This is a genomic window from Microbulbifer epialgicus (assembly GCF_041447265.1).
In the GTDB taxonomy this organism is placed as follows: Bacteria; Pseudomonadota; Gammaproteobacteria; order Pseudomonadales; family Cellvibrionaceae; genus Microbulbifer; species Microbulbifer epialgicus.
Map to the genome: position 1 here is coordinate 23,283 of NZ_JBGMEK010000020.1, position 26,645 is coordinate 49,927.

At 52.3% G+C, this 26,645-nt stretch carries 25 protein-coding genes; 12 read left to right on the forward strand and 13 right to left on the reverse strand.

Annotated elements, in window-relative coordinates:
* The 7 genes from ACCI49_RS10795 to ACCI49_RS10825 all read left to right on the forward strand — a co-directional run bounded on the left by ACCI49_RS10795 (position 1) and on the right by ACCI49_RS10825 (position 9,613).
* Positions 1-1,785: a class I adenylate-forming enzyme family protein gene (locus ACCI49_RS10795; RefSeq protein WP_371838970.1), complete on the forward strand. Its 1,785-nt coding sequence runs from the start codon at positions 1-3 to the stop codon at positions 1,783-1,785.
* A complete protein-coding gene (locus tag ACCI49_RS10800; protein WP_371838971.1) occupies positions 1,755-3,008 on the forward strand; it encodes a hypothetical protein in 1,254 nt (417 codons plus the stop codon). Before ACCI49_RS10795 ends, ACCI49_RS10800 begins: the two co-directional genes overlap by 31 nt.
* 42 nt (positions 3,009-3,050) lie before the next feature.
* The gene (locus ACCI49_RS10805) at positions 3,051-3,785 is read left to right on the forward strand and encodes an ABC transporter ATP-binding protein (protein ID WP_371838972.1); all 735 of its coding nucleotides are present in this window, start codon (positions 3,051-3,053) and stop codon (positions 3,783-3,785) included.
* A gap of 8 nt (positions 3,786-3,793) precedes the next feature.
* Positions 3,794-5,794, forward strand: coding sequence for an outer membrane lipoprotein-sorting protein (locus ACCI49_RS10810; protein WP_371838973.1), 2,001 nt, complete (start codon positions 3,794-3,796; stop codon positions 5,792-5,794).
* Positions 5,795-5,802: 8 nt separating this feature from the next.
* Positions 5,803-7,125, forward strand: a complete 1,323-nt coding sequence (locus tag ACCI49_RS10815) for an ABC transporter permease (protein ID WP_371838974.1) — start codon at positions 5,803-5,805, stop codon at positions 7,123-7,125.
* Between the two features lie 31 nt (positions 7,126-7,156).
* Positions 7,157-7,978: a class I fructose-bisphosphate aldolase gene (locus ACCI49_RS10820; RefSeq protein WP_371838975.1), complete on the forward strand. Its 822-nt coding sequence runs from the start codon at positions 7,157-7,159 to the stop codon at positions 7,976-7,978.
* A gap of 96 nt (positions 7,979-8,074) precedes the next feature.
* Positions 8,075-9,613 carry an AMP-binding protein gene (locus ACCI49_RS10825; protein ID WP_371838976.1) on the forward strand — a complete coding sequence of 513 codons (1,539 nt, stop codon included), beginning with the start codon at positions 8,075-8,077 and terminating at the stop codon, positions 9,611-9,613.
* Here the strand turns inward: ACCI49_RS10825 and ACCI49_RS10830 are convergent.
* On the reverse strand, positions 9,610-10,335 hold the full coding sequence (locus ACCI49_RS10830; RefSeq protein ID WP_371838977.1) for an autoinducer binding domain-containing protein: 726 nt from the start codon (positions 10,333-10,335) through the stop codon (positions 9,610-9,612). The two genes, ACCI49_RS10825 and ACCI49_RS10830, sit on opposite strands and share 4 nt — an antisense overlap.
* A gap of 790 nt (positions 10,336-11,125) precedes the next feature.
* Between ACCI49_RS10830 and ACCI49_RS10835 the strand changes: the two genes are divergently transcribed.
* Positions 11,126-11,737: a hypothetical protein gene (locus ACCI49_RS10835; RefSeq protein ID WP_371838978.1), complete on the forward strand. Its 612-nt coding sequence runs from the start codon at positions 11,126-11,128 to the stop codon at positions 11,735-11,737.
* 120 nt (positions 11,738-11,857) lie between these two features.
* Here the strand turns inward: ACCI49_RS10835 and epmB are convergent, their stop codons facing one another.
* Positions 11,858-12,904, reverse strand: a complete 1,047-nt coding sequence (gene epmB, locus ACCI49_RS10840) for an EF-P beta-lysylation protein EpmB (protein WP_371838979.1) — start codon at positions 12,902-12,904, stop codon at positions 11,858-11,860.
* Between the two features lie 493 nt (positions 12,905-13,397).
* Here epmB and ACCI49_RS10845 point away from each other — a divergent pair, with 493 nt between their 5' ends.
* From ACCI49_RS10845 to epmA, 3 genes are all read left to right on the forward strand, one after another.
* On the forward strand, positions 13,398-13,664 hold the full coding sequence (locus tag ACCI49_RS10845) for a class II aldolase/adducin family protein (protein WP_371838980.1): 267 nt from the start codon (positions 13,398-13,400) through the stop codon (positions 13,662-13,664).
* Between the two features lie 338 nt (positions 13,665-14,002).
* Positions 14,003-14,575 carry an elongation factor P gene (gene efp, locus ACCI49_RS10850; RefSeq protein WP_371838981.1) on the forward strand — a complete coding sequence of 191 codons (573 nt, stop codon included), beginning with the start codon at positions 14,003-14,005 and terminating at the stop codon, positions 14,573-14,575.
* Between the two features lie 56 nt (positions 14,576-14,631).
* On the forward strand, positions 14,632-15,585 hold the full coding sequence (epmA, locus tag ACCI49_RS10855; RefSeq protein ID WP_371838982.1) for an EF-P lysine aminoacylase EpmA: 954 nt from the start codon (positions 14,632-14,634) through the stop codon (positions 15,583-15,585).
* A gap of 25 nt (positions 15,586-15,610) precedes the next feature.
* Here epmA and ACCI49_RS10860 read toward each other — a convergent pair whose 3' ends face one another.
* The 10 genes from ACCI49_RS10860 to ACCI49_RS10905 form a co-directional block, all read right to left on the reverse strand.
* Positions 15,611-16,411 carry a GNAT family N-acetyltransferase gene (locus tag ACCI49_RS10860; protein ID WP_371838983.1) on the reverse strand — a complete coding sequence of 267 codons (801 nt, stop codon included), beginning with the start codon at positions 16,409-16,411 and terminating at the stop codon, positions 15,611-15,613.
* Between the two features lie 81 nt (positions 16,412-16,492).
* Entirely contained in the window at positions 16,493-17,305 is an 813-nt protein-coding gene (gene cysE, locus ACCI49_RS10865; protein ID WP_371838984.1) for a serine O-acetyltransferase, read from the reverse strand.
* Positions 17,306-17,321: 16 nt separating this feature from the next.
* On the reverse strand, positions 17,322-18,308 hold the full coding sequence (locus ACCI49_RS10870) for a serine/threonine protein kinase (RefSeq protein ID WP_371838985.1): 987 nt from the start codon (positions 18,306-18,308) through the stop codon (positions 17,322-17,324).
* 160 nt (positions 18,309-18,468) lie between these two features.
* A complete protein-coding gene (locus tag ACCI49_RS10875; RefSeq protein WP_371838986.1) occupies positions 18,469-18,942 on the reverse strand; it encodes an ankyrin repeat domain-containing protein in 474 nt (157 codons plus the stop codon).
* A 55-nt stretch (positions 18,943-18,997) separates the two neighbouring features.
* Positions 18,998-20,497: a catalase gene (locus tag ACCI49_RS10880; RefSeq protein ID WP_371838987.1), complete on the reverse strand. Its 1,500-nt coding sequence runs from the start codon at positions 20,495-20,497 to the stop codon at positions 18,998-19,000.
* A 170-nt stretch (positions 20,498-20,667) separates the two neighbouring features.
* Positions 20,668-21,063 carry a DUF6632 domain-containing protein gene (locus tag ACCI49_RS10885; RefSeq protein ID WP_371838988.1) on the reverse strand — a complete coding sequence of 132 codons (396 nt, stop codon included), beginning with the start codon at positions 21,061-21,063 and terminating at the stop codon, positions 20,668-20,670.
* Between the two features lie 38 nt (positions 21,064-21,101).
* Positions 21,102-21,479, reverse strand: coding sequence for a VOC family protein (locus tag ACCI49_RS10890; protein ID WP_371838989.1), 378 nt, complete (start codon positions 21,477-21,479; stop codon positions 21,102-21,104).
* A 217-nt stretch (positions 21,480-21,696) separates the two neighbouring features.
* Positions 21,697-22,113 carry a RipA family octameric membrane protein gene (locus tag ACCI49_RS10895; RefSeq protein ID WP_371838990.1) on the reverse strand — a complete coding sequence of 139 codons (417 nt, stop codon included), beginning with the start codon at positions 22,111-22,113 and terminating at the stop codon, positions 21,697-21,699.
* A gap of 161 nt (positions 22,114-22,274) precedes the next feature.
* Positions 22,275-24,212, reverse strand: coding sequence for an acetate--CoA ligase (gene acs, locus ACCI49_RS10900; protein ID WP_371838991.1), 1,938 nt, complete (start codon positions 24,210-24,212; stop codon positions 22,275-22,277).
* A gap of 343 nt (positions 24,213-24,555) precedes the next feature.
* Positions 24,556-24,921, reverse strand: coding sequence for a 2-thiouracil desulfurase family protein (locus ACCI49_RS10905; RefSeq protein ID WP_371838992.1), 366 nt, complete (start codon positions 24,919-24,921; stop codon positions 24,556-24,558).
* A 272-nt stretch (positions 24,922-25,193) separates the two neighbouring features.
* Here ACCI49_RS10905 and ACCI49_RS10910 point away from each other — a divergent pair, with 272 nt between their 5' ends.
* Positions 25,194-26,111, forward strand: coding sequence for a polysaccharide deacetylase family protein (locus ACCI49_RS10910; protein WP_371838993.1), 918 nt, complete (start codon positions 25,194-25,196; stop codon positions 26,109-26,111).
* Positions 26,112-26,249: 138 nt separating this feature from the next.
* Here ACCI49_RS10910 and panD read toward each other — a convergent pair whose 3' ends face one another.
* Complete coding sequence (gene panD, locus ACCI49_RS10915; RefSeq protein ID WP_371838994.1) at positions 26,250-26,636, reverse strand: aspartate 1-decarboxylase; 387 nt, start codon at positions 26,634-26,636, stop codon at positions 26,250-26,252.
* Positions 26,637-26,645: the final 9 nt, after the last annotated feature.

The window sequence follows — 26,645 nt, forward strand, 5'->3', positions numbered from 1 at the left end:
ATGACCTACGCAATCATAACTTTCGCCGCCCTGATACTCGGGTACCTGATGTTCGTCATCCTCCGCCTTGGCTATGTCGGACGCCTGACACTGCTGGCCACCTGGGATGATCGCATTGATCGCACACTGGAGTTCGCCACCCGCCGACATGGAGAGCGGGAATTGATTGAGTTAACCCGACCACTGGCCTGGACACGGGAGCAACACTGGAGTGCAGCACAAATACTCGACACGGTGAAAACACTTTCCGCCTGCTGGTATCAACTTGGAGTGAGAGGGGGAGACCGAGTCGCTATCTACAAAACCAATCAGTTCGACTATTTCCTGTTTTCAGTTGCCGCCCTGCGTATAGGTGCCATAGCGGTACCGATTAATGGCAAGGTCGCACCGGATATCACCAAAGGTTATTTGGCACGAATAGGTGTGAAGCTGTTGATCAGTGATCGCAGCGGCTGGCAAAAGTTGGTCGCGCTCGGCAACAAGGGTCCTCTGCAACAAGGACTGGAACGAGTCGTCCTGACTGATGCGCCTCTACACGACAGCGGTCAAACTGCACAGGTTCACAGTCTGCCCGCGCTGTTACAGGAACCTTTATCAGCCGTACCCGAATGTCCTCGTGGCGCCGCTGACCCACTGTATATTGTGCATACTTCCGGAACTACCGGGGTACCCAAAGGGGTAATCCTGAAACAGGAAGGTATCGCTCAATCACTCCGTTCTATCGTGTTATTCAACCCGATCTCCACCCGCGATCTGGCCTGCTTCGCCCTACCACTCAACCATCAAGTTTCTCATCTCTATCTGCACGGGGTACTGCTGATGGGGATGCATGTGATTCTCGATGAGAATCTCGAAGCTGACGGCCTTATCCACCAACTACACGAGCGTAAACCTACGGTTTTTTTTGCTTTTCCCATTACTTACACACGACTAATGGAATCCGGAGTGTTGGACCAATCGATGGATAGCGTGCGTATTTGGGGTACCACCGCAGACGCAAGCCACGAAGTTCAGCAACGTGCCTTTATCGCCCATGGTTCCTTTTTTACACGTCTGGGTATTCCCGTACGTGGATCGCTATTTGTAGATGGTCTGGGCTCCAGCGAGGTGGGTATTGCCGCCCTGCTGCGTATTGCTACCCCCTGGACCAAGCACTTCGAGCGGCGCGTGGGACGCAAAACCCCCCTTGGGCCCATGATCAAGATTGCCGACGCTGACGGTAGGCCAGTTGCCAAAGGGCAGGTCGGACGCCTGATGATCAAAGGTAAAAGTATGTTCGATGGCTACTGGAATGCCCACGATGTCTTTTACTCATCAACCTTGGACGGCTGGTGGTTTACTGGGGATATGGTACGGGAAGGCAGTGATGGCGAGATAGTGCACTTGGACCGCGAAGTAGACGTTATTCACACCGCCAAGGGACCGGTGTACACACTGCCGATCGAAGAGATTGTCCTTAAACAAGAGAGCGTACTAGATACCTGCGTATTCGGCGTTCGTCCCCATCCAGAAGCTTCCGAAGTCGTGGCTGCGGTAATCGCCCCCCAGGCAAATACGCATCTGCGGGAGGTAAACTCACTAAGACAGTCCCTCAACGCGCAGCTCCCTGAGAATCAACAGCTGACACACTTGTGGCTGATTGACTGGCAACAATTCCCCTTGGGAGCCACAGGAAAAACCCTCAAGCGCCAACTACGCAACCGCTATAACACACTGCTGGAACAGCCCCAGGGAGCAACCAGGGAGGAAGCATCGTGCCACAACGAAGCTCTAGAACCTGCCTGATTGCCACAATCATCGCTACAGTTACAAGCCTTCCTGCCGCAGGCCAAAGTGAGTGGGCCTTTGATACCAATGGAAATACCCAGACCTGGACCAGTGACTCCGAGGTGAGCCTGCAGCTGATTCATGAACGGGAGCGACTGATTGATTTGTTGGGTGATGACGACACCAGACGAAACGCTGCAGAACTGCGATTAGACCTGCAATTACGCTGTAGCAAGAGTCCCTGTGAAGGCACACGAATCATTCTGAAACCCCGTTTAACCCTGGACGAAGACGAACGCCCTGCTTCCATGCCCGATCCCTATCCGGACTGGTTTGCTGAAGGATACCTGCTCTACGAAATGAAAGGCGGAGCCCGTGTCGGCGTGGGCAAGCGGCTGCAGGGTTGGGGACCATCATTGTTATATAGCCCTACCAACCGCCTGTTTCCCGACAACGGCGCAGTAACCCCTCGCCGAGATATTCCGGGAAAACCCATGGTGTATGCCAGTACCGAGTTATCCACACATGGTCGCACTAGTTTTCTAGTAGCCGATCCGCGTCTGGACGATGTTGCTGGTATCACCACCGGCGGCAGCTTTCAGATGGCCAGAGCCGAGTGGAACTGGGTGGAGGGCCACATCACCACGATTGGTGCTGTAGCAGCCGGCGGTGGGGGCTTCCATTCCTACGTTGGAGGCTATTTCCAACATACCCTCGGCGATGCCTGGACGATTGGCGCCGAGCTGGCGACATCGCGAGGTTATGCAAAGTCCACCGGCGGGGCTTTGGAGTTAGCGCAAAACCGTGGCCATTGGCGCTGGGACGGTATTATCAATCTGCGCTACGGCGCCAGCTCCGGCGCCGAAACTGGACTGGAGCTCATTTACAACGGCTATGCGCAGAGTGAAAAAGAACTTCTCAATCCGCAACTTGCGGCCCTCCCCTCCGCCGGCCGCGGCCCCTCCCGCAATCGCCCTCTGCACCCATATGTACAGCGACATTACGCACTACTGCAGACCAACTGGCCAAAGTTGTTTGGCGATCGCCGCTGGAGCCTGACCGCGAGACTTTTACAGGGGCTCGACCGAGCGAGCACCAGTACATTTGCCGAGATCTCCTACAGCCCCAGTGATACCACCACCGTCTACCTGGGCCTATCCAATAGCCGTGCGGGTAAAGACTTGGAGTTAACCCAGCCAGTGACACATAGCAGCTACTTGGCAGTGGATATCTTTTTCTGAATGGAAAAAACAAATACAGAAAACAACAGGAAGGAGAACAAGATGAACCTGGTCGAATTTGAATCTGTCACCAAGCGATACCAGCTCGGCGAAGTCGAAGTTACTGCGTTAAACAGTGTCAATTTTACCGTACAGAAAGGCGATTTCGTTGCCATTACTGGCCCCAGTGGCAGTGGTAAAACCACCATGCTGAACCTGATCGGCTGTCTGGACAGCACCACCTCTGGCGAGATTCGAGTAGCGGGACAACCGGTAAGTAAACTCAATGACCGAGAGCTGGATCTTTTGCGCAGCCGCACCTACGGGATCATATTTCAAAACTTCAACTTGGTTCCAGTGTTGAGTGCTCTGGAAAATGTGATGCTGCCACTTTATTTACATGGATTATCGAAGGCGGAAATGCGCAATCGCGCCCAGGCATCTCTCGCGGCCGTCAACCTCACTCGCTTTGCCGGTTTTCGCCCCGATCAACTGTCCGGCGGCCAACGTCAGCGCGTCGCCGTTGCCCGTGCTTTGGTTACAGAGCCCAAATTGATCCTGGCCGACGAGCCCACTGCAAGTCTTGATACAGCCAGTGCGCTTTCTCTGGTTGGGCTGATGAAGCAACTTAACACCGAGCGCAAAGTTACCTTTGTGTTCTCAACCCACGACCAGCGCCTGTTGCAACACGTTAAACGTGTTGTTGAACTGAGAGATGGACGCCTAACCGATAGCGCCTCGATCGAGTCAGCACAGCAGGCGGCCGCCGCAAAAACTGATGAAAGCGAGGTGGCGTGATGTGGTCCATGGCTTTCCGCAATCTCTACCGCGATCGTCGGCGTACGGCGGCAACAGTCATAGCTGTCGCTGCCGGCCTCTTCGCTGTGCTAATGTTCCTCAGCTATATCCGCTTTGTAGAAGGATCGCTGGCTTCAGTAGTGATCTACCGCGATGCCAATGCCCATGTTCAGGTCTATCGCAAAGATGGCCCGGAGCAACTCGCAGCATCCCCGGCGCAGTATTCTCTCAACCGTGAAGAACAGGCACTAATCCACCAAATCAGTGCTGAACTGCCACACTACCTTCGAGCCTCGAATCAGCTAGCCGGGGTCGGCGTGGTACAGGCAGACAATAAAGACGCCGTATTTCTAGCTCGCGGTATCGACCCGGATTTTGAAAGAGCCCTACAGGAACAGAGCCCCTTCGCCACAAAACCACCACCGGAAGGCGGTCTGCTGCTGACTACTCAGCTGCAGGATTTGCTGGGCTATCCGTCCAAAGGCACCGACTTGCAACTATTCAGTGCATCTTACGCGAATCGCATAAACGCCATCGAAGCGCCTCTGCTAGGTGACTTTTCTACCGGCATTGAAGCCATCGAGGACAAGGGACTTAAAGCACCTCTGGCACTACTGCAGTCCCTGTACGATACCGACGCCGTGTCACGAGTCGTGATTCAACTCGACAACCGCGAATACAGCGCAACATTCCGCGAGCAACTCGCCGCTGGGCTCGAGCATCAGGTCCCGGGACATTTCGAGGTCACTACCTGGGACCACCCCCAGATCGGCCAACTTTACACCAGTTTTATGGGCTTTTTTAACATGGTGTTTGCCTTCACCGGGATTGTGGTATTCACCATCGCCCTTACCACTATCCAACACACAGTGGCGATGAATGTGGCCGATCGTATCAGGGAGATTGGCATGCTTCGCTCCCTCGGATTTGGGCGTCGGCGTATCGCCGGGCTTTTTGTCAGAGAAAGCGTTTTAACGACGCTGGCTGCAGCAGTGGTTGCCACCACACTTGCCTATATCACAATGTTTACGCTGGCCATAGTAGGCGTAGAAACTCAGCTGCCCAGGATCTCTGAAGCGGCGACACTAAACCTGCAATTACCATTTGTTTGGGCCTTGAGCGCCATTGCCTGTGCCACAGCTGGGATCACTTTCGGCGCCCTGCTTACCGCACGTAAGCGAGTCGGAGGCGAGGTGCGTCCAGGTCGCCGCAGCGTACCGCTCACTCATCTATTGGCCGCTTCAGCCAGTGTTGTCGCCGCGGTAGCCCTACTACCAGCACAACCCCAGGCGATGGAGCGCCAGACAGTCGAAATCACTGCTACTCCGGATGAGAAAACCATGCGCCACTGGTTGCGCGCGGCCGACCTCGCCCGCGGCGGATGGGGCAGCTACCAGTGGAAGCTACGCATTCATACTAAAGACCCCGCCGGCGCTACCGACACCGATTACGATATCGCCGTACGCAACGGTCGCGCCCTGGCAATGACCACTGCACCGCGGCGCTACCGTGGCGAAAAGATACTGATTGCCTCCCGAGCAATGTGGTATGCCAAACCTGGCCTGCGCAAGCCAGTCAGTATTAGCCCACAACAGCGTCTGGTAGGAGAAGCCGCCAACGGTGATATCGCCTCCACCCAGTACGCTCGCGACTATACGCCACAGTATCTGGGCACTGAGACACTGGACGGCACTCCCTGCTACAAGCTCATGCTTACCGCCGCGACTGACAGCGCCACCTATGAATCCATCATCTACTACCTCGACCGAGGTACCCTTCTCGGTGTGAAGGCTGAGTTCCTAACCGCCAGTGGCATACCGCTCAAAATCGCTCTGTTTGAATACGGTAACCAAGTGCAGGTAGAGGGCAAGGCGCAACCCTTTGTGTCGCGTATGAAAATCGTTAATGCCAACTTTCCAGAGCGCTTTAGCGTGTTGGAGTACGCCCAGGTTTCCCCGGCCAACCCACCGGAAAGCCTGTTTACCGTCGATACATTAATGACCCTATAGGAGCAGACATGAACGCTAAATTATTGCTGACAATGTCCCTACGCAACCTGTGGCGCCAGGGTCGTAAAACCCTTGGCACCTTCGTGGTGATGAGTATTTCTGTGCTCGCCCTGTGCCTGTTGGCCGGCTACACGCAATCCAGCGTGGAGCTGATCCGCGATGCCTTTATGCACTGGGGAGCGCGGGGCCACCTGGTGATTGAGAGACCCGCTTCCGATCTGGCCCGCCAAGTGGAGGGCGCCGGCCAGCTACCCCTAACCGCCGACATTCAACGGGATATCAACTCGGTGCTTGGCGCCGATCCAGATGTCATCGCCAGCGCCCGTATATTGCGTATCTCCGGGATGGTATCCAATGCACAAGTAAGCAGTATCTTCGCCGGAATCGGTCAGGACGTGGCAGAAATCCGCAAAATTAAAGGGCCCGCCTACGAGTACGACGTGGTCGCCGGCACCCCTCTGTGGATGGAAACCCGCGCTCAGCCGCTTATTCTCGGCCAGGGCCTGGCGGCGATCCTCGGCTGCGAAATCCCAGATGTGGGCTTCGCGCCATTGCAACCGGGGGACACGCCCGCATCGCGCCCAATCAATTGCCCTCCGGGCCCCCTTGAACTGACCGCCACCACCCGCGGAAAATCCCGTGTAAATGCGGTTCGCGCAGTGCCTACTGGCATCATGGACTGGGGCATCAAGGAGATTAACGACCGTCTCGTAGTGATGCCCATGGCCGATGCCCAAGCCCTGCTCAACACCTCTGATGTCAGTGAATACCACGTTCTACTCAGTGAGGAAGCCGATATCACTGCTGCGCAGGCTCGCCTTGCAGAGCACTTCAAACAAGCTGGCCTCAATGATATCGAGGTCTTTCTGTGGTCCGACCGCGCAGCTTTCTATCACCAGTTCAAGGCAGTCCTCGGTGGCTTCCTCAATTTCATCGCTTTGATCGCCTGTGCTATCGGCTTCACCAGCCTGTTGAATGCGAGTTATATGAATTTCTCTCAGCGCGCACGGGAATTCGCCACTCTGCGCAGTTTGGGCTTTACCCGACGCTTTGTACTCACCCTTACCGCGCTGGAAAACAGCTGGCTGGCTCTAGGAGCCGCAACGCTCGGAATCGGGGTAACGGCCGTTATCGTTTGGGTCGTTCGTGAGGCGCAGATTATGTGGACGCCACCGGGCTCCAGTAATGCAATACCTGTAGACCTCGCTTGGGTCATCCCTGTTTATCTGGTGACAGCATTTGCCGTGGTACTCATCGCTGCCGTTGCCAGCGCTATTCCCACACGCAAAATTTTGAGACGGCCAATTCGCGCTGTGCTCTCCGACGCGTAACCACCGCTCTCGTAGCAAAGGAGAAATTTCAATGACTGAAATGGCACGCAATCGGCGCTGGAAGCGCTTTATCGACCCCCAATCCGAAAAAGCCCTGATTGTTCCTCTGGATCACGGCCTCACCATGGGGCCAATTCGCGGAATTAATCGCCCAGAAGAAATGCTCAGCTGGGTCAATACCGAGGCCGTCACCGGCGTTGTTCTGCACAAAGGGATTGCAGAGCGTATCGGCGGGCAGCTCAACTGCGGCCTGATTATTCACCTCAATGGTTCGATAAATACCGATGAACAGCCAGATTTAAAACAGCTGGTCACCACGGTGGAGGCGGCAGTGCGCCTGGGCGCAGATGCTGTATCAGTACAAACCAATTTCTCCGCTATCACCGCCTCTCACAACTTGCGTCTGGTTGGGCACGTCGTTGATGAGGCGCACGCCTGGGGAATGCCAGTGTTAAACATGGTCTACGACAAGAGCATCAACGGATCAGAAAATCTCGCATCGATACGCCACTTTATGCGTGCGGCAGTGGAACTGGGCGTGGATGCGCTCAAGGTAGCTGCCCCAAAAGACTTTCAACAAATTCCAGAAATGCTCGATGGTATTCAAAGCCATACCCCTGTGCTGTTTGCCGGCGGCACACTGGCCAATGAGCGCGCACTAATTGAATTGGCCGCTGCCACTGTCGAGCACAATGCCGGCGGTATTTGCGTTGGGCGCAATGTGTTCCAGCGCACCAACCCCACCGCCACCCTGACGCAACTACAAAGTGTTTTCCGCGATGACATGCTCTCAGAAACCGGCTTTGCCCGTTCTTTGACAATGCGCCAGCGGGAACCGGAGTTAGCCCTTTAGGGAAGACATAAAGCTGAACCCGGCGTATGCCACTTACTCATTATCAGGCGCCAGCACCAAGCCGGCGCGAACAGGTAATTCAAGAGGAGTCCTGTAGTGACTTACATTGTTTCCAACCCCGGATGCGTTGATTTACTGGTCGACCGTCATGTTCGTGCGGGTCGCGGTGAGCACCCTGCACTCGTTGAGCTTGGCCCTTCTGGTCGACGCAGTATCAGCTACCGAGAGTTGCAACAACTCTCCATTGCAGCAGCAGTTGACCTCAACCTGCACTTGGCTGGCAGTCGTACCCAGCAACGTATCGCCCTGGTTGGCTCAGCCACACTGGAAAACTCCGTTTATTGGCTGGCTGCCATGCGAGCCGGGCACCTCCCATTTATGGTCCACCCAGCGCTGCCCAAAGATCACTATCGTGGCCTATGGGCAGATTTTGACCCCAAAGTGATATTGGCAGATAGCAGCGTTACCACCACAGATATGCGCGCGCCCTTAGAGCCTATGTCAACTATTGAGGCACTATCCGATATCGCTGTAGAGCCGCTAAAAACTAATGAAATCGGCCGGCTTGCCGCTGACCTCGACTTGAGGCCCGCCCTGGTTCTCGCCACATCCGGGTCCACGGGGCGACCCAAGCTCTGTGTGCACAGCCACCGGTCCTTTTGGGAGTTTGAACGCACTGTCAGCAAGTCAATGTGGAATATCAAGGCCAGCGATAGGGTACTTGCCAGTACAGGTCCTTTCTTTTCATTTGGCCTGCAGGGCCTGCACGTGCCCCTCAGCCAGGGAGCCACTGCCGTCATGTTGCCTCAATGGGAGCAGCACACGGATTTTCTGGATGTGATCGAAACAGAAGATGTCAGCGTGTTTCTTGCGGTACCCACGCTTTACCACCTGCTGATGTCCCGCGCCAATCGGAAGTATCAATTGAATTCATTGCGGCTTTCACTATCGGCTGGCGAACGATTACCCCCAGTGGTACGTGAGCGCTGGCAGCAATGGAGTGGTGCAAAGATCCTTGATTCCATTGGTACCACTGAAACCTTCGCGCCTTATTTATCCGAACTGTCCAAGACTGGCGGTGCTTTACAGCGGGTGGAGGGATTTCGTTACACTGAAGCACCCCACGGAGATGCAGGTGCCTTTAGCCTGTCTCTTTCCCGAGGATGTTTAATGCTCGGCTATCTCACCCCAACCACCGGGGAGCTGCAAATAGCTCCACAAAACTTTGAAACCAGCGACCTGTTTATGCGTGACAAAGAGGGGTATCACTTTATTTCCCGCGACAGCGAACGAATCAAAGTCGCGGGACATTGGGTCAGTCCGCAGGAACTTGAAGAATTCTTGATCTCAGACAAACGCGTGGTTAAGGCTGCAGCCCTACCTATCGAAACACCCGAAGGACTTACCAGGCTGCGCGCTTACGTGGTTGCCAACAATAGTGGCTATCCCGCTACCGTTTTAGTGGATGACCTGATGAAGCGTATCCGTGAACATCTTCACCCCCGTGCACTGTGTCCAGACCGCATTGAACTGGTTGAGGATATTGCCAGTACGCCAAGTGGCAAACTTAAACGTCAAGAGCTGCGCAGTTTTGTAGGGCAAACGGCCGCGCGCGCTGGCGTAGTATTGGCCTAGGGCCTAATCAGGCCAACGGACAGTGCACGCGCCACGGCCTGACGGCGATTGGTGACACCCAGCTTGTGGATCACATTGCGAAAATGAAAATTCACAGTAGCCTCCGAACAACCGAGAATCCGGGAAATTTCCCAGGAGGTCTTGCCGACCGCTGCCCAGTGCAAACACTCACCCTCACGCCGAGTAAGGCCGATTTCCGCTGCAATGGCCTCTCTGTCAATGCGACTGATAGCCTCATAAGCGTAGGAGGCCAACAGTTGAACCATGGGCATAGTCTCTTGCAGCCAGCTACCAAGCCTCGGAGTATAGGTGGCCCCATTAGCCACAGAAATCATCATCAGACGATTGTACCGGGCGCCGCGCAATGCAGTTGCCACACCTGTTGCAATACCATGAGATTCAGATTCTTCATACAGTCGACAAGCTTCACCTGGAAAGTGCTCACGATGCCAAATCATCGGTACTGGCGATTGGCGGCAATGGCGTACCACTGGATCGCGAGTGATCCACTTTTGACGGCTATAGCTCTCAACGCAATCTCGAGGATAATTAGTTTCCACAGAATATTGATCAATCGCACCTGCGGGGTCTTCAAGGCCAATAAGGTAGTAATCAAATCCTATGGCACAAATAGAACGCTGTACGCGATCTTTTACTTGCTGAATAGTCTGCGCATTCAAAAGTTCTGGCAGGGCCTGAATAACTTGTTTCTTCGGGCACAAAATTTATTCCCCAACTTTTTTATAAAAACAACTTTACACTTATCCACCACCAAAAACCGGATAATAACTTCAACATATGACAAATAAAGAAAACTCCTTTATCAGTTTTCCCGACAAATCCTTCCCAAAAAACAATCAACAAATATATTCGACAAGGAACACACTTAGAAATATTAAAAATAAAATAAAGAAACGCAAAGCAGCAATATCAGCCATAGATATACGAGAATATTAGACCAACGACCAAAACCAGAATGGAATCGCATGGAAAATTACTGCAGAAAAAACTTAAATGCACACGCTGTAACAATCATTCAAAAACAAAAACCTCGCCCAAACCACCTTCAAAAAACATACTTTCCAGACCTTTAAAAACTTACAAAAAAATCAACTTTTCACTGAAATGGAGAACCACAAAAATAACACTCTTATTTTATACAAAACCCAACACAAAAAAATACTCTAAATTTATTAAAGCCTTGATATACATCAAAACAACCCAAGAGAAATAAAAATGCGCCAATCATATGCACAAAAGCTCCCACATAACTAAAGAGGCATAGCAACAAGCACCCAAACAGCTAGGCAAACTGAAACAAGCACAGTCTTAAGCAAATATCTTTAATAGAGTGATACCATGTGTAATAACGTGTAAATCGACATTAGGTTAACCAAAAAAGTTTTATTTGAAACAGTGATCAAACAAGGAAGACAAAGAATCTAAAACGTATCAACCTAAATAGTCTGCAAGGAAAGTGGGCAAATATCACCGCGACAGGGATTTAAACTCATGCTACACAAGCTACATCGAATCTCGGCACTTTTAATCAGTTTATATGTGCTTTTCCACCTAACAAATCATGTTATCGCCCTGTATGGGGTTGAAGCTCATATCCGCTTTATGGAAGGTTTCCGCCCCATCTACCGGGCAACACTAATAGAGCCCATACTGCTCTTGTGTGCACTCTTCCAGGTGGGCTCAGGAATAACTTTTATAGTACGGAGATGGGGGCAGCGTCGCGGGTTCTTCGATCATGCTCAGGCAATCTCAGGGGGCTACTTAGCATTTTTCCTGGTTTTTCACGTTTCTGCCGTTTTGTATGGCAGGCTGGTACAGGGACTAGATACCAACTTCTTCTTTGCCGCTGCCGGGTTACAACCCAGAGCTTATCCAATTTTTTTTGTTCCGTATTACACGCTCGCAGTCGTAGCCTACTTTACTCACCTGGCCTGCGGCCTTCGCTGGGTTCTACAAAAACATCTATCGACGCAATTCCTCAACCGAGCCGCTGGAGGCGTAATGACAGTAGGATTTATTCTTGGCTTAACCATCGTCAGCACTTTCAGTGGAACTTACTACCCAATAGCGCTACCCAGCGAGTATTGTCTGAATAAATGCTGATCACTCGCTATAGTTTCTATGGCAAGCCACATCCCTGTAGACGGACGTATTCATGGTGCCAAATCAAATACCCACCCTTCTGTAGCCGGCGACTGCACACGCTTGTATCACAAAAACCGGTTAACTTGACGGGTTCAGATTGCGATCCAGCGGCGACTTTGAGAGGGCTCCAGGGATTTCACGCACCAGTTTTGGTACCAAATAGCCTGGCAATCGATGACGCAATTGCTCAATGAGCGCCAGGGCAACTGCGTCATTTACTTCGAAATGTGCTGCACCATTTACTTTGTCCAACTGATGAAGGTAATAGGGCAGCACCCCTGCCGCGAATAGCGTCTCGCTCAACTTTTCCAGGGCCTCACAACTATCATTCACACCCTTTAATAGCACCGTCTGATTAAGGAGGGTAACACCTGCTTCGCGCAAACTCGCCAAAGATGCGCGCACCTCATTGTCTATCTCATTCGCATGATTGCAATGCAACACCAACACCGGTTTCAGACGCGAGCCGGCAAACCAAGAAAGTAGTTCATCAGTAATACGACTTGGAGTCACGATCGGCAATCGAGAATGGATACGCAGCTTATCGAGATGCGCTATCTGTGCTAATTCACCACTCAACCAGGTTAGTTGGCGATCGCTCACCACCAAGGGGTCACCGCCACTTAATATCACCTCGCGCAAGTCCGTATGCACACGTACATAGTCCAATGCCGCCAGCCACTGGTTTCGATTCAGGTGATTGTCCCCGTAGGGAAACTCCCGGCGGAAGCAGTAACGGCAATTCACCGCACACTGCCCGGCGGTGATGAACAGCAGGCGGCCGTGATACTTGTGCACTATACCTGGCAGTGGGTTTGCCTCAGCCTCCTTTAAAGGATCAGCACTAAACCCCTCTACGGTCTCCAACTCCGCCGCTCCGGGCAGCACTTGTAGCAGTATGGGATCAGCCGGATCTGAATGGCGCATACGTTTAATAAAAGGGCGAGGTACTCTCAAAGTAAACTGCTTGCTGGCAGATAGGGCCTGGGGCAGCTGAGCCGGATCCAGTTGCAACAGCCGAATCAATTCATCAGGATCTGTCACCAGGTCTGCCAGTTCATCCTGCCAACGGCGGCTTTCGCGAATATCAATCAGTTTACTGTCGACGATGGAGTATTTCGCCATAAGGGCACACAGAGAAAGGAAAAACACAGAGGAAAAGAGGATTATACCAGATTAGGCCTAGGGAGCCTCGTCCAAACTACCGCGCAGCACATCAGCCAACCCTGGTGCGACTAGAACAACACCAGCCGGTCACCAATCTGGCAAACCAACAAATGTCGGGCTCAGATTGGTCAGCCGTCGTTTGGATGGCCAATTTAACCTGCAATTCCAATCATATTCGGGACTCATGGATTGATTTCCCCAAAGTCCGCATTTCAACCTTGTCACATAAGCAGCAATATAAAGTCGAAAAAAATTTGTCTTTCAAGAATTTCGCACACTCGGAATTCAGCAAAAATAATTCACATCAAGGCACCACATTATTGACTTGGTGAAATGGAATTACAGAGAACAAAATGGGAAATTATCATCGGGGATTTTGAACTTGTGAATTCCATAAAAGCCCTGTGCCGCGAACATTGGAGTTACTACTGAGTCAGAAGGAAAGAATACATTGCCCGCGCAGAAAGCAGGTTATTATCAAACCCAACAGCTGGGACTTAGCTTTGACGATATCGCCTTCCCTAAGGAGTGGCCGGGCGTACCGGTGGGTAATAGCGAAGGAGAAATTATTGCCGGCGCCATCGGCGATAAGCGTGCGATTCTCCTCGCCCATCATGGCCTGATCCTCGCTTGTCGGTCAGTGGAGGAGGCCTGTTCCATGGCACTGCAGGGTGAGCGCGCCGCCCGACTACAGATCCTCGCTGAGTCCCTGACCTGATTGACCGGCGATGGTTATTCTCTCGAGTCCGTGGACTCCGGTAGTTCACGGACTATTTCACCAAACGCAAGCTGCCCCCTTACAATATCGCCGTATAATGACGCAAATACCTGTCGATATTCGTTCAAGTCGCCCCCCTCCTGTATAATCGCGCCCCATCATTTCAGGGCCGCAGGTAAAGTCTCTGCACCGCGGCCGGACGAGTCGCCTGCGGCTACCATTTTTGGCGAAAGCTAACGGGATTCCCCGGGCTCTAACAGGCTCTGGGCCAGGTTGGCCAATAAGGAAAAACTCGTTAAATATCAAGAGATAAATGACTTATAAGGGCTCTAATTGCTATGGCTAATTACTCCACCAACGAATTCAAGGGCGGCCTCAAGGTAATGCTGGACGGCGACCCCTGCTCTATCGTGGAAAACGAGTTCGTTAAACCTGGCAAGGGCCAGGCATTCAACCGCGTAAAACTGCGCAACCTGAAAACCGGCCGCGTTTGGGAGCGTACCTTCCGCTCAGGTGAAAGCCTGGAAGCCGCGGACGTGATGGACCGCGAAATGGAATATCTCTACAACGATGGAGAGTTCTACCATTTCATGGAGCCGGAAACTTTTGAACAGCACCAGGCCAGCACTGATGCCGTAGGCGATGCGGCCAAGTGGCTCAAAGAGCAGGATATTTGTACTGTGACCCTGTACAACGGCGCCCCCCTAGCAGTGACCCCGCCCAACCACGTGATCCTGGAAATTACCGACACCGACCCTGGCCTGCGCGGCGATACCGCCCAGGGCGGCACCAAGCCGGCTACCCTAGCCACCGGCGCTGTCGTTAAAGTGCCCCTATTCCTGGAAATCGGCGAGACTATTAAGGTGGATACCCGTACCGGTGAATATTTGGGTCGCGCCAAAGAAGACTGATTTTTCCCTTCTCCACGTGGGCGGTCTACCGACCGCTCACTACCTGAGCCTTTTCCATGACCGCTGATCTCTGGCGCCCCAGCGCCACTATTGAAGCTCTGCGCCAACGCGCTGCGCTCCTGGCAGACATCCGCCAATTTTTTGCCGAACGCCGAGTAATGGAAGTCGAGGTACCGGTGATATCCCGCCGTGCCACCAGCGACCCCCATATCGAATCCATCCCAGCACAGTGCAGCGGGGCCAGTGCCTATCTCGCCACCAGCCCTGAATTTGGCTTAAAACGCCTGCTGGCCGCCGGTATCGGCGACTGCTATTACCTGGGAAAAGCGTTTCGCCAGGGCGAAGCCGGCGGTCGCCACAACCCGGAGTTCACTATGCTCGAGTGGTATCGTTGCGGCTGGGATGACCATCAGCTGATGGATGAGGTGGCAACTTTACTCAGCCAGGTATTGGATATCCGTCAAGTGCGATCTCTAAGCTATCGTCAGCTGTTTCTGCACGAGCTACAACTGGACCCTCACAGTGCCAGTGACAAAGACCTGGCCCGCTGTGTTGAACGGGAAATGGAACTGTCCTTCTCTCCCTATGACCGGAGTGAATCCCTGGACCTTTTAATGAGCCACCGCCTTGAGCCCGCTATGGGCGAAGGCATTACTCTGCTCTACGATTTCCCCGCCGAGCAAGCCGCACTTGCCAGGGTGACAGCCGATAAACAGGGTACCCAGGTGGCTCGGCGTTTTGAGGCCTACGTAGGTGGGCTGGAGCTGGCCAATGGCTACTGGGAACTGACCGACAGCGCCGAACAGCTGCGTCGCTTTGAGGCGGACCTGGATTACCGGCGCATCAACGGTCACACCATTAATCCATTCGAGGAGCGCTTGGTTTCTGCCCTGCAGGCGGGAATGCCAGAGTGCGCTGGGGTTGCCCTGGGGGTGGACCGGCTGCTGATGCTAGCGGGCGGCTACGAATCTATCGAGGAGGTGATCGCCTTCCCCATAGAGCGCGCCTAATTGCTTAACCTTCCGTATAACAGCATCACGGGGTGTAAACGTAACGCGCCACTTCCCCCACAGCAAAAAAACCACAGTCTAAAGGCAGTTGTTGCTTATCTGCTGGGGCCAGGACCACCAGGCTGCGGTGATGGCTGGCCTGGGCCTGTTGCAGCAGGTGACCAAAGAGCGCCCCCCCTATTCCCTGCCCGCGGTAATCCGCCAGCGTAACTAGGTCGTATAGCCCCAGGGCATCGGCGGAGGCAAACAGGCAACCGGCAGCCACGGGAGTATCTGCCAATCGCGCCAGGAAAAAACGGAGCCGCGCACGCTTTTGTTCGGGAATTTCTGCCAGCGCCTCATAAAACTTTTTTAATTGAGTTCCTTCCTGAGCACTGCCGCATTCCACCGCCTGCACATTCGCATAAGCGGGCAAATCCTCCTTCTTTACCGCTGAGATCACCAACTTGTCCGCCACTTCAGCTGCCGGAATCGCGCCGGGGGCGAGCCGCTGTATCTCCGCGGTCATGGCAACCTGGGATTGCTTGCGTTGCAAGCCCAACTGCGCCAATGCATTATCGTCGAGGGACTTAGTAGCGCTGTGCCAAAGGGTGAAGGGGCTGTGACGCTCAGCAAAATAATCCAGGGCAAAGCGCTGCAATATGCGCGGTTGCATTACCGCATTTGAAACCGCTTGGTTGAGGCGGCCCGAAAGCAGGCCGCTGTCACTTCGCGCTATGCCTGTAATTTCCTTGGTGTGATTGGGATTGAGCAGGCCCGCACAGTAGCTGGCGTGGGTCTCTAGGTTTCGACAGACGAGATTTTTAGCGCTGAGACTGTATTTCATGGGTACAAGGATAGTTCCATTTATCCATTTCCCTAGGGAAGCATAACTCCGTTGCCGCTGTTACAAGCGGGGTCACATTCGCTACTTTTCCGCTTGTGAAAGGGCGCACTGGTCCATAGACATCGCTGGCTGAGCGCAGGTCGCCGGCCCCAGAACCTTGGCCGGTACACCCGCCACCAGTTGTTTTTCCGGCACCGACTTGAGCACTACACTGCCAGAGGCGACCTGGGCACACTCGCCCACTTCAATATTTCCCAGCACCTTGCTGCCAGCACCAATCAGGACGCCACGGCGAATTTTTGGATGACGATCGCCGATTTCTTTGCCAGTACCTCCCAGGGTCACTGACTGCATAATGGATACATTATTCTCCACCACTGCGGTCTCACCGATCACAATACCCGTGGCATGGTCCAGCAGTATGCCCTCCCCGACCTTTGCCGCGGGATGGATATCCACACTGAACACCACCGATACCCGATGCTGTAAAAACAACGCCAGAGAGCGCCGTTGTTGCTTCCAAAGCCAGTGGGCCACCCGATAAGCCTGCAAGGCATGGAACCCCTTAAAATAGAGAAAGGGTTCACAGAGGGAGTTACAGGCGGAATCGCGCAAGTAGACCGCATTTAGGTCTGCACGAGCCGCCTGGCCAATGCCGGGATCCGCCGCCAGGGCTTCATCAATCACTTCCCGAACCAACAGCGCCGGCGCCACAGCGTTATCCAGTTTATTCGCCAGGTGAAAGCTGAGTGCCGCCTCAAGCGAGCTGTGATTCAAGATTGTAGCGTGCAGGAAGCTCGCCAGTATCGGCTCCCGCTCAACCTGCTGAGCCACTTCAGTGCGAATTCTTTCCCAGAGTAAATCCGTTTTTGTCTCAGCGCATGTGACGTCCATTGCGGGCCTCTCCATTTCAAACCGCTCCCAGTGTTAGAGGTGGTTCAAGCAGTGCCGATTGTTGTTCGCGCAATGCCAGTATGTGTTCCGCCCAGTAACGGGGCGTATTAAACCAGGGAAATGCCTGGGGAAACGCCGGGTCCTGCCAACGGCGTGCCAACCAGGCGGCATGGTGCATCTGGCGCAAGCAACGCAGCGGTTCCACTAGCTGCAACTGCTGGGGATCAAAACTATAGAAGGTTTCGTAGCCCTCCAATACTGCATCCAGATAGGCTGTCTGCTCTGCGCGATTACCGGAAATCAGCATCCAGATATCCTGAATGGCCGGACCCATCAGACAGTCATCCAGGTCGACAAACCAGGGCGTCTCATCGCGCCAGAGGAAGTTGCCACTATGGCAGTCCCCGTGCAAGCGTAATAACTTCCACTCGCGCTCAAATAGCGGCGCCACCTGTTCGATAATGTGTCCCGTAATCGAGGCATAGGCTTGGCGATTTTCCCGCGGCAGGAAATCTCCATCCAGGATAAATTCGCGGCTGTCGATGGCAAAGTGCTGAAGTGTAAGGGTCGGACGATAGGTGAAAGGCTTGGCACTGCCTAGAGCATGGATGCGGCCGAGCATGGTACCCACCTGTTCCAGGTGATCGAAGTTATCCAGCTCCAATTGGCGTCCGCCACGACGGGGGAACAGGGCGAAGCGGAAGCCCTCAGATTCCAGGAGGGTACGCCCATCGAATTGCAGCGGTGCTACTACGGGGATCTCTGCCGCCGCCATCTCAAGGGTAAACTGGTGTTCCTCCAATATTTGCTCATCGGTCCAGCGACCGGGGCGATAGAATTTGGCAATCAGAGGCTCAGCATCCTCAATACCCACTTGGTATACACGGTTTTCATAACTGTTTAAGGGAAAAATACGCGCGTCAGAAATGAGTCCGCTGCTCTCGACACAGTCAATCACCACGTCAGGCGTGAGGGCTTCGTAAGGATGATGGCTCTGAGTCATAGCGGTTACCAACTGGATTGCAGCTGGCTATGCTAACGCGGTGGCGGGGGCGGCGACAAACACTGATTGGGCGGTCGCCCCCTGGTGTGATGCGCCACGCAAGATTTGCTTTAAGAAAGGTTTTGTGCGCCCCCGAGAGCAGGTACAGCCCCCTGGGAAATCAAACCTCCGGTGCCGCTCGGCGCTGCTCAAGAAGCTGTTTTAGCTGCTTGCGGCCGAACACCTGGGCAAAATCCTCTGCGGTATACCCCGCCTTATTCACCTGAGTAATATCGCACTCCCGCTTCAGCAGAGTCCGTGCAATCGCAAACTCCCCGCGAAAAATCGCGGCCATAAGGGCAGTATTGCCGTGGCGGTCCTCTACGCAGGCATTTGCGCCGCGCCCATGCAAGTAATCCACCGCAGCCTCATTGCCATTGTAGGTAGCGATCATCAATGCGGTATAGCCTTTGGGGTTCTTCAGGTCCAGAGGGAAGCCTGCCTCGGAAAACTCGCTTAAAACTTCAATATCGCCGACACGGGCTGCAGCGAAATAGTATTGGGAAAGCTCAGCAAAAGCAGAGTCAAAATCCGCTGACTCCTGCGCTTGAGCCCCCAACACGACAAAAGCCAATATGAGAAACATACACCTCATGGTTTCACCTCTCAAATAGTTGCGGGCGGTAATTACCGCCCGGTCGGAGAAGATATTACTGAGCCAGCTTTTTGACCCGATTCAGATCCCCATCCACAGCCTTGGTCAAACGCTTGCCGTAGTCTTTGTCAGCTTGATAAAAGTAACTCAGCATCGCGTGCTTGGTGCCACTATCGCGAACTTTACCGAGGTCCCCCGCGAGATTTTCAATCAAATTTTGGCGCTCCTCTGGGCTCAAGCCACGGTAAAATGAGCCCGCCTGGGCGAACGGCAGCTTTTTCTCAATCGCTTTTTGCTGTGTATTGCCTGTCAGCCGCTTGCTACTGTAAAGACCTGCAGAGTCTTCACTGCGCACATCAATATGGCTCGGCTGGTAATTCACATCCGAAGTTTGTAGGCCGTAATTTCCTGCACCATCCTGATTCCAGTTCTGCACCGCAACACGGGGCCGATTGATTGGCAACTGTTGATGATTTGCGCCAAGACGATACATCTGCGTATCCGAGTAAGAGAAAACTCGGCCCTGTAGCAAGCGGTCCTCAGAGGGTTCAATTCCCGGTACAGTATTTGCCGGTGCAAAAGCAGATTGCTCCGTTTCCTGGAAGAAATTCGTAGGTGCCCGGTTCAGGGTCATGGTGCCAATTTTGGTTTCCTTCACATCCAACCACATTTTGGTTGCATCCAGTGGGTTGTAATTAAAGTCATTCAACTGTGATGGTTTCAGTACTTTGAGGTATAGGTCCCACTTGGGATAGTCCCCCTTTTCAATCGCCGCATACATATCGCGGCTAGCATGACTGAAATCTTTCGCCTGAATTTCCGCAGCTTCTTCAGCTGTCAGATTGTTAATGCCCTGGCGGGATTTCCAATGGAATTTTACATAGTGCACTTTGCCTCTCTCATTAACCATCTTGTAAGCGTGCACTCCCCAGCCATCCATTTGACGCAGGTTTGCTGGGGTTCCGTAATCGGAATATACCCAGCTCAGCATGTGTGTCGCCTCAGGTACATGGCTGAAGAAATCGAAGAAGCGGTTTGGATCCTGTTGGTTAGTTACCGGTGAGGGCTTCAGCGAGTGGACCATATCCGGAAATTTAATGGCATCGCGGATAAAAAATACTGGCAGATTGTTGCCGACCAGATCCCAGTTACCTTCGCGGGTATAAAACTTTGTCGCAAAGCCACGCGGGTCACGCAACGTTTCCGGAGAGCCTTTAGAATGGATTACCGTGGAGAAGCGCACAAACACCGGGGTCTTACCCCCTCGCTCAAATACCCTAGCACGGGTCAGATTGCTGATATCCGCCGTTGCCACAAATTCGCCATGGACACCGGTTCCCCGTGCATGCACCACCCGTCCGGGAATACGCTCACGAGCAAAGCGCTGCAATTTCTGAATCAGGTGAACGTCCTGCAAAAGGTTACCGCCATTTTCACCCGCGGTCTGTGCATTCTGATTGTCACCTACTGGAGCACCGTTATCACGCGTCAGGGTCTCTGCATTGGCACCGCCTATCAAGCCAATAGTTAATACAAATAAAGGAAGGTATTTCATCGGAGGAGTCGCCCCTATAGTTTTCTCTATTACAGGAGCAGAACTTATAGGGGCGCACAATGAACGGGAAATTAGACCTTATTATCATTCTTATAGTAGAAATTAATTAAGAATTAATAATAAATTACTTTCTAGGGACCCTAAGCATAATTCCCTGGCGTTACATTTTTTCAAGCATCCTGTTGTTTGAATTTGTGCCTGGGCATCAAGTACCAGAGTATTGCAGCAACCAAATAAAGTGCGGGTATATCTCCCATCAAATTTGCTCGTTCGGTGTGGTCGACCAACGCCTGAAACAGCATAATGGTCGCGTGCACCAGGCTCGACCAAATGGTAAACCAGATCAGGCTGACATTGGCTGCAGGATTTTTTGCCGCACGAATCAGGAATACACCCAGAGTCGCATAGATTCCCAAAATCATCTGTTCATATTCCGGTTGCCGCGGTGTCCAACCCCAACCCGAAGGCCAGATCCACATCATCATCGGGTAAATGGCAACAATAAAAATTAAGCCAACTACTACCAGGGCTATCGGCAGGTACTTAGCACGGGTAATATCATCCATGATTTTTTCCGTTTATCCGAAATGTTCAGCAGTCAGGGTTAGTCCTGTAGATCACCTGGCAGATGACAAACAACTTCCAAATTGTAGCCATCCGGGTCTAAGACATAGGCGGCATAGTAGTCTGGGTGGTACTGTTCATACACATCCGGAACACCATTATCAGTGCCGCCCGCGTGGAGTGCCGCGCGATAAAAGTCACGCACCACTTCGCGCTCTTCAGCGCGAAAGGCGAGGTGCAACTGCGGGCCTGGAGTGGCACCCTCACAAATCCAGAATTCCGGCTTATCCGCCCAACCAAACCCTGCCGAGTGATCAAACTCCATCACCAACTCATAGCCCAAAGGCGCCAGAGCCTGGCGGTAGAATTCCCTGCTGCGCGGGAAATCCTGTACCGGAATCCTTATGTGATCCAACATTGGCAAATATCCCCTAAAAATTGCGGCGGCTATACCACCAACTTGCAAGATAGCTCAGGGGAGCGGAATACGCCTTCCTTACAAAGCATCATGTCGAGCTCTCAGCTCATAAGGTGGGGTGAAATAAGGAAGTTAACGTCAGGCCGGATACCAGCATATTCAGCGGTCGACCAGATATTTTTTACCTTGCAAGAAATAAACAGGCGAGGAGGGGTCTCTACGGGGTAATATACCATTGATGTAATCCATAAACCGCCACCCCGAGGCCGAAGATAAGCTGGCCGATCAAAAGTACACGAAATGCAAAAGTGTAGCGGGCAACATCCCCCCTTCGCACAGAGTCATTGGAAAAAATTCGAGCCTCTTCCGGGAATCCCTGCTCCAGTTTCTTCAGCGCGGGCACCGCAAGCTTAAGCAACTGTCTGCTGCGGATATCCATCAACCAGAACACCGTCACCAGAATTACAACAAAACCACCGAGCAGGGCCAGGATCAGGGGGTGAAAATTCTTCTCCACCGCAGTAAAGATGCCACCTTCGACAAACATGGTAAGGACTACAAAAAAATTAAAAACCTTAAGGCGCTGGTCTGCGGCAAAACGATAGTGCTCACAAAGATACTGTCCCTGCTCCAAGCGGATTCTCCTTTACTGCTCTGGGTTTTATCCAGGCTTGTTATTACTTTATGAATTTAAAGGCATACTAAGCAGCGAAAATGCCGGGCAATGCCCGGCATTTTCTTTTTCGCACTAGTAAGCATGCAGGCCGGTTTTAGCGTTCATGCTGTTGATTCGTATCAGCGATTTTCGCGATGGTCTATAAGCTCGTCAACTACCGAAGGGTCTGCAAGAGTGGAAGTATCCCCCAGGTTATCCAGCTCGTTACAGGCGATCTTGCGTAAAATACGACGCATTATCTTGCCTGAGCGGGTTTTTGGCAGACCCGGCGCCCACTGAATAATATCGGGCTTGGCGATAGGACTGATTTCCTTGGCACACAGATCGATCAATTGCTGACGCAATATGTCGCTGGGTTGGTGGCCGGACTTGAGGGTGGCAAATGCATAGATTCCCTGCCCTTTAATATCGTGTGGGTAACCCACCACGGCGGCCTCAGCGATATCTTCATGTAGAACCAGCGCACTTTCAATCTCCGCGGTGCCGAGGCGGTGGCCGGAAACATTCAGTACATCGTCAATACGCCCGGTAATCCAATAGTAACCACTCTCATCCCGGCGCGCACCATCACCGGTGACATAGTAACCGGGGTACATGGAAAAATAGGTATCGATCATACGCTGGCGATCGCCATAAACACCACGGATCATAGAGGGCCAGCTTCTCTTTATCACCAGTGAGCCCTCGCCGGCGCCCTCGATTTCCTTACCGTTTTCATCCAACAGAGCCGGTTGTACACCGAAGAACGGTTTACTGGCGGAGCCGGGCTTGAGTGCCATAGCCCCCGGAAGCGGCGTGATCATGTGGGCGCCGGTCTCCGTTTGCCACCAGGTGTCCACAATCGGGCAACGTTTATCCCCCACCACGTTGTAATACCATTCCCAGGCCTCTGGATTAATCGGCTCACCCACGGTGCCCAGTAACCTCAGTGAGCTGCGATCAGTGCCGGTCACATAATTATCACCGGCGCCTATAAGCGCGCGTATTGCGGTTGGCGCTGTGTAAAAAATGTTGACCTGATGCTTATCCACAACCTGCCAAAAACGAGAAGCGTCCGGATAAGTGGGCACCCCTTCAAACATCAGGCTGGTAGCCCCTGCACAGAGCGGTCCATAAACGATGTAGCTGTGTCCAGTAATCCAGCCTACATCCGCGGTACACCAGAAAACCTCGCCTTCCTTATAATCGAACACATACTTGAAGGTCATGGTGGTCATCAGCAAATAGCCGGCAGTGCTGTGTAATACTCCTTTGGGCTTACCAGTTGAGCCGGAGGTATAGAGGATAAACAGCGGGTCTTCCGCATTGACGATTTCTGGCGGGCACTCACTGTCCATCTGCGCCACCGATTCCCCGTACCAAATATCCCGTTGACTATCCCAGTCAACAGGCGTGCCAGTGTGCTTTATTACGATCGCTGTATGCACATTGGGGCATTCACTCAGGGCCTGATCCACATTCGCTTTGAGAGCGATATGCTTACCGCCCCTGATGGCTTCATCAGCGGTGATCACCAAGCGACAATCGGAATCGAGAATACGATCTTTCAAGGATATCGGGGAGAAGCCACCAAATACGACAGAGTGCACTGCACCGATACGGGCACAGGCAAGCATTGCATAGGCCGCTTCCGGGATCATCGGCATATAGATACAGACCCGATCGCCTTTCTTCACGCCACGGGATTTCAATAGGTTGGCCAGGCGACAAACATTCTCGTGCAGGTTGCGGTAACTGATCGCCTGACTGTGTGCCGGATCATCCCCTTCCCACAGGATTGCTGTCTGGTCCCCACGGGTTGCCAGGTGCTTGTCAATACAGTTCACCGTGACATTAAGCTGTCCATCGGCGAACCAAGCAGCATGTCCCTTGTGCATATCTTCTTCAAGCACCTGTGTGAACGGCTTGTCCCAATGCAGGAAATCCTTGGCCTGCTGAGCCCAGAATGCCTCCGGGTTTTCCACTGATTGGCGATACATTCTTTCGTAGTCTTCTGCGCCAATCAGTGCATTTGCAGCAAATTCTGAAGGTACTGGGCGGGTGTGGACCTCTGACATCGTATTCTCCTTTATTATTAGTGCGGCGCTTATCGTCTCAGGAAGACTGAAGCTTTTCCAAAGCCTGTGCTCAACCCCTTTATAGCATCCTAGCCCCAAAACAATCACCTCCCAATGGGCCACAATCTTTAGGGGCAGCTGCAATAATATGAAAATCATAAATACTGGAAGAGCACCCGGCAAAAAGTAGGGGGCTCAATTGCAGCCAGAAAAATTGCATAAACCCAAGAGTATTCTAATTAAAGGATTTTCTTTTCGAATTAACTCCACTGGAGAGAAACGGAAAGCTCACTAACTAATAGAAAACAACCGCCAACTTAAATCAAAATATCATTTTTAGCAGTCAACTCACTACCAGCCTCACCATTATTGACTTCTCCCCTCGACTCAACGAGTAATATTTCACATCGGCAGGCGCGCGAGGAATCGTTAGACCAGCCGAAATTTCCGGGCAAAACGTGATAATATTCTGAGCTTCCACTAACCAGTCAAAATCGGCGTTGTCGACTGCAACATCACTACCGTTGTAACGCACCCCCTTTCCCAGGAGGCAGGAACTTACTACTGGGTCAGAAGGAAAGAATACACTGCACTCGAGACTCGCTGTGAATACATCCCTGTAAGCTCGTAATCGGCATCCATGCCTCATACGGTCCCGAGCGCAGTGTATTCTTTCCTTCCCTCTTTTTAGTACAAGCACTTTCACCATTTAGGCCTCAATAACTGGTACGCGAAGAGTATTACTTTCCGTGAACAAAACTATATTCCGGATAGCAATTTACCTGTTTATACAACATTGAATACAGGGGAAAACTGCAAACTTGCTACTTATTGCCCCTGTAAATGCAACCAATAAGATGCTGCTCTATCCATTACAGGGCTCTGAGACAGATTATAAGCTGGAACCTAACAACTAACCGGGCTTAAATTCGATAAAATCCTGATGGGCAACTTATGACACTGAGACCAAGGAGATTAACCGTGAAAAATCTAATCTTTACCTTGCTGATTTGGATAGCATTAAGCTCTATTTCCCATGCCAAACAATTGGCTATTACCTTTGATGATGCTCCACGCTCCGCTAATGGCTACATGGATGGTCAGACCCGTGCCAAAACCCTAATTGAAAACCTCAAAAAGTATCATATCGGTCAGGTTGCCTTTTTCTCTAATAGTCGCGCACTGAATGACGAAGGCATGAAGAGGATGCAGCTTTACGATAATGCCGGTCACCTGATCGCCAACCATACTCACAGTCACCCAAATTTCCTGGAAACAAACCTTGCAAACTATCATGAGGATTTTTTGCAAGCTCACCGGCTACTCAAAGAGTTCCATAATTTTGCCCCCTATTTTCGCTTCCCTTATTTAAGGGAGGGGGAGACTCTGGAGAAACGCGACGGCATGCGCGAGGCCCTAAGCAAATATGGTTACAAGAATGCCTACATCACGCTGAACAACTACGATTGGTATATCGAAGATCTATTCCAGAAGGCCCTTCGGGAAGGTAAAGAGGTAGACTTACAACGACTGTCGCACATGTATGTGGATGTATTAATGCAAAGTATCTCTTATTACGATAATTTGGCGATTAAACACCTAGGGCGCTCGCCAAAACATGTATTGTTATTGCATGAAATGGATATATCCGCACTGTTTATCGGCGATCTCATAGAGCAGCTGCGCGGGGAGGGCTGGGAAATTATCTCTATGGAAGAGGCCTATCAAGATCCAATTGCCAAATACGAAACGGAAAAACCACTAAAGTACAATCCTGGAAAAATTGGGGAGATCGCTCTGGGCAAGGGGCAGAGAAAAGGCCTGTGGCACTATACACTGGATGAGTCCTATCTGGAGCAGAGGTTCGAGCAAGAAGTCCTGCTACTCTCGGAAAATTAGTGACATCCAAATGCCTTAATTTTCTTTGCCGAGAGGGAAGCTGGGCCGCTGTAAAATAACAAGCAGTAAGAAAATGGCCACTAGGTACAAGGTTCTGGGAAGAAGCTACAGGGCACCAGCGCCCTATAGCCAGGAGACTCAGGCTTCTGCCAACTGTACCGGTATAGTATTGGTGCTGCGCTCAACCTTGTTTTGCTCATCCAGATAAACCAGCTTGGGCTTATAGTTATCAGCCTGCTCCTCGGTCATCTGCGCATAGGAAGCAATAATAATACGATCGCCCACCTGTACACGGCGAGCTGCGGCCCCATTCATGGAGATAATTCCTGAACCGCGCTCGGCCAGGATCACATAGGTGTGAAAACGCTCACCGTTGCTCACATTGTAAATATCGATTTTCTCGAATTCGCGTAGACCTGCCAGCTCTACCAGGTCCTCATCAATTGCGCAGGAGCCGTCATACCAGAGTTCAGCCTGGGTCACCGCGGCCATGTGCAGTTTGCACTTCAACATTTCGATTTGCATGGTTGGATG

What these genes read in the sequence shown, in the direction of transcription:
- ACCI49_RS10880 (WP_371838987.1), bottom strand. Translation starts at nt 20,497, where the DNA reads ATGAAATACCTTCCTTTATTTGTATTAACTATTGGCTTGATAGGCGGT.
- ACCI49_RS10820 (WP_371838975.1), top strand. Translation starts at nt 7,157, where the DNA reads ATGACTGAAATGGCACGCAATCGGCGCTGGAAGCGCTTTATCGACCCC.
- ACCI49_RS10875 (WP_371838986.1), bottom strand. Translation starts at nt 18,942, where the DNA reads ATGAGGTGTATGTTTCTCATATTGGCTTTTGTCGTGTTGGGGGCTCAA.
- efp (WP_371838981.1), top strand. Translation starts at nt 14,003, where the DNA reads ATGGCTAATTACTCCACCAACGAATTCAAGGGCGGCCTCAAGGTAATG.
- ACCI49_RS10885 (WP_371838988.1), bottom strand. Translation starts at nt 21,063, where the DNA reads ATGGATGATATTACCCGTGCTAAGTACCTGCCGATAGCCCTGGTAGTA.
- epmA (WP_371838982.1), top strand. Translation starts at nt 14,632, where the DNA reads ATGACCGCTGATCTCTGGCGCCCCAGCGCCACTATTGAAGCTCTGCGC.
- ACCI49_RS10805 (WP_371838972.1), top strand. Translation starts at nt 3,051, where the DNA reads ATGAACCTGGTCGAATTTGAATCTGTCACCAAGCGATACCAGCTCGGC.
- ACCI49_RS10810 (WP_371838973.1), top strand. Translation starts at nt 3,794, where the DNA reads ATGGCTTTCCGCAATCTCTACCGCGATCGTCGGCGTACGGCGGCAACA.
- ACCI49_RS10860 (WP_371838983.1), bottom strand. Translation starts at nt 16,411, where the DNA reads ATGAAATACAGTCTCAGCGCTAAAAATCTCGTCTGTCGAAACCTAGAG.
- ACCI49_RS10905 (WP_371838992.1), bottom strand. Translation starts at nt 24,921, where the DNA reads ATGGTGAAAGTGCTTGTACTAAAAAGAGGGAAGGAAAGAATACACTGC.
- epmB (WP_371838979.1), bottom strand. Translation starts at nt 12,904, where the DNA reads ATGGCGAAATACTCCATCGTCGACAGTAAACTGATTGATATTCGCGAA.
- ACCI49_RS10815 (WP_371838974.1), top strand. Translation starts at nt 5,803, where the DNA reads ATGAACGCTAAATTATTGCTGACAATGTCCCTACGCAACCTGTGGCGC.
- ACCI49_RS10795 (WP_371838970.1), top strand. Translation starts at nt 1, where the DNA reads ATGACCTACGCAATCATAACTTTCGCCGCCCTGATACTCGGGTACCTG.
- ACCI49_RS10835 (WP_371838978.1), top strand. Translation starts at nt 11,126, where the DNA reads ATGCTACACAAGCTACATCGAATCTCGGCACTTTTAATCAGTTTATAT.
- acs (WP_371838991.1), bottom strand. Translation starts at nt 24,212, where the DNA reads ATGTCAGAGGTCCACACCCGCCCAGTACCTTCAGAATTTGCTGCAAAT.
- ACCI49_RS10890 (WP_371838989.1), bottom strand. Translation starts at nt 21,479, where the DNA reads ATGTTGGATCACATAAGGATTCCGGTACAGGATTTCCCGCGCAGCAGG.
- panD (WP_371838994.1), bottom strand. Translation starts at nt 26,636, where the DNA reads ATGCAAATCGAAATGTTGAAGTGCAAACTGCACATGGCCGCGGTGACC.
- ACCI49_RS10870 (WP_371838985.1), bottom strand. Translation starts at nt 18,308, where the DNA reads ATGACTCAGAGCCATCATCCTTACGAAGCCCTCACGCCTGACGTGGTG.
- cysE (WP_371838984.1), bottom strand. Translation starts at nt 17,305, where the DNA reads ATGGACGTCACATGCGCTGAGACAAAAACGGATTTACTCTGGGAAAGA.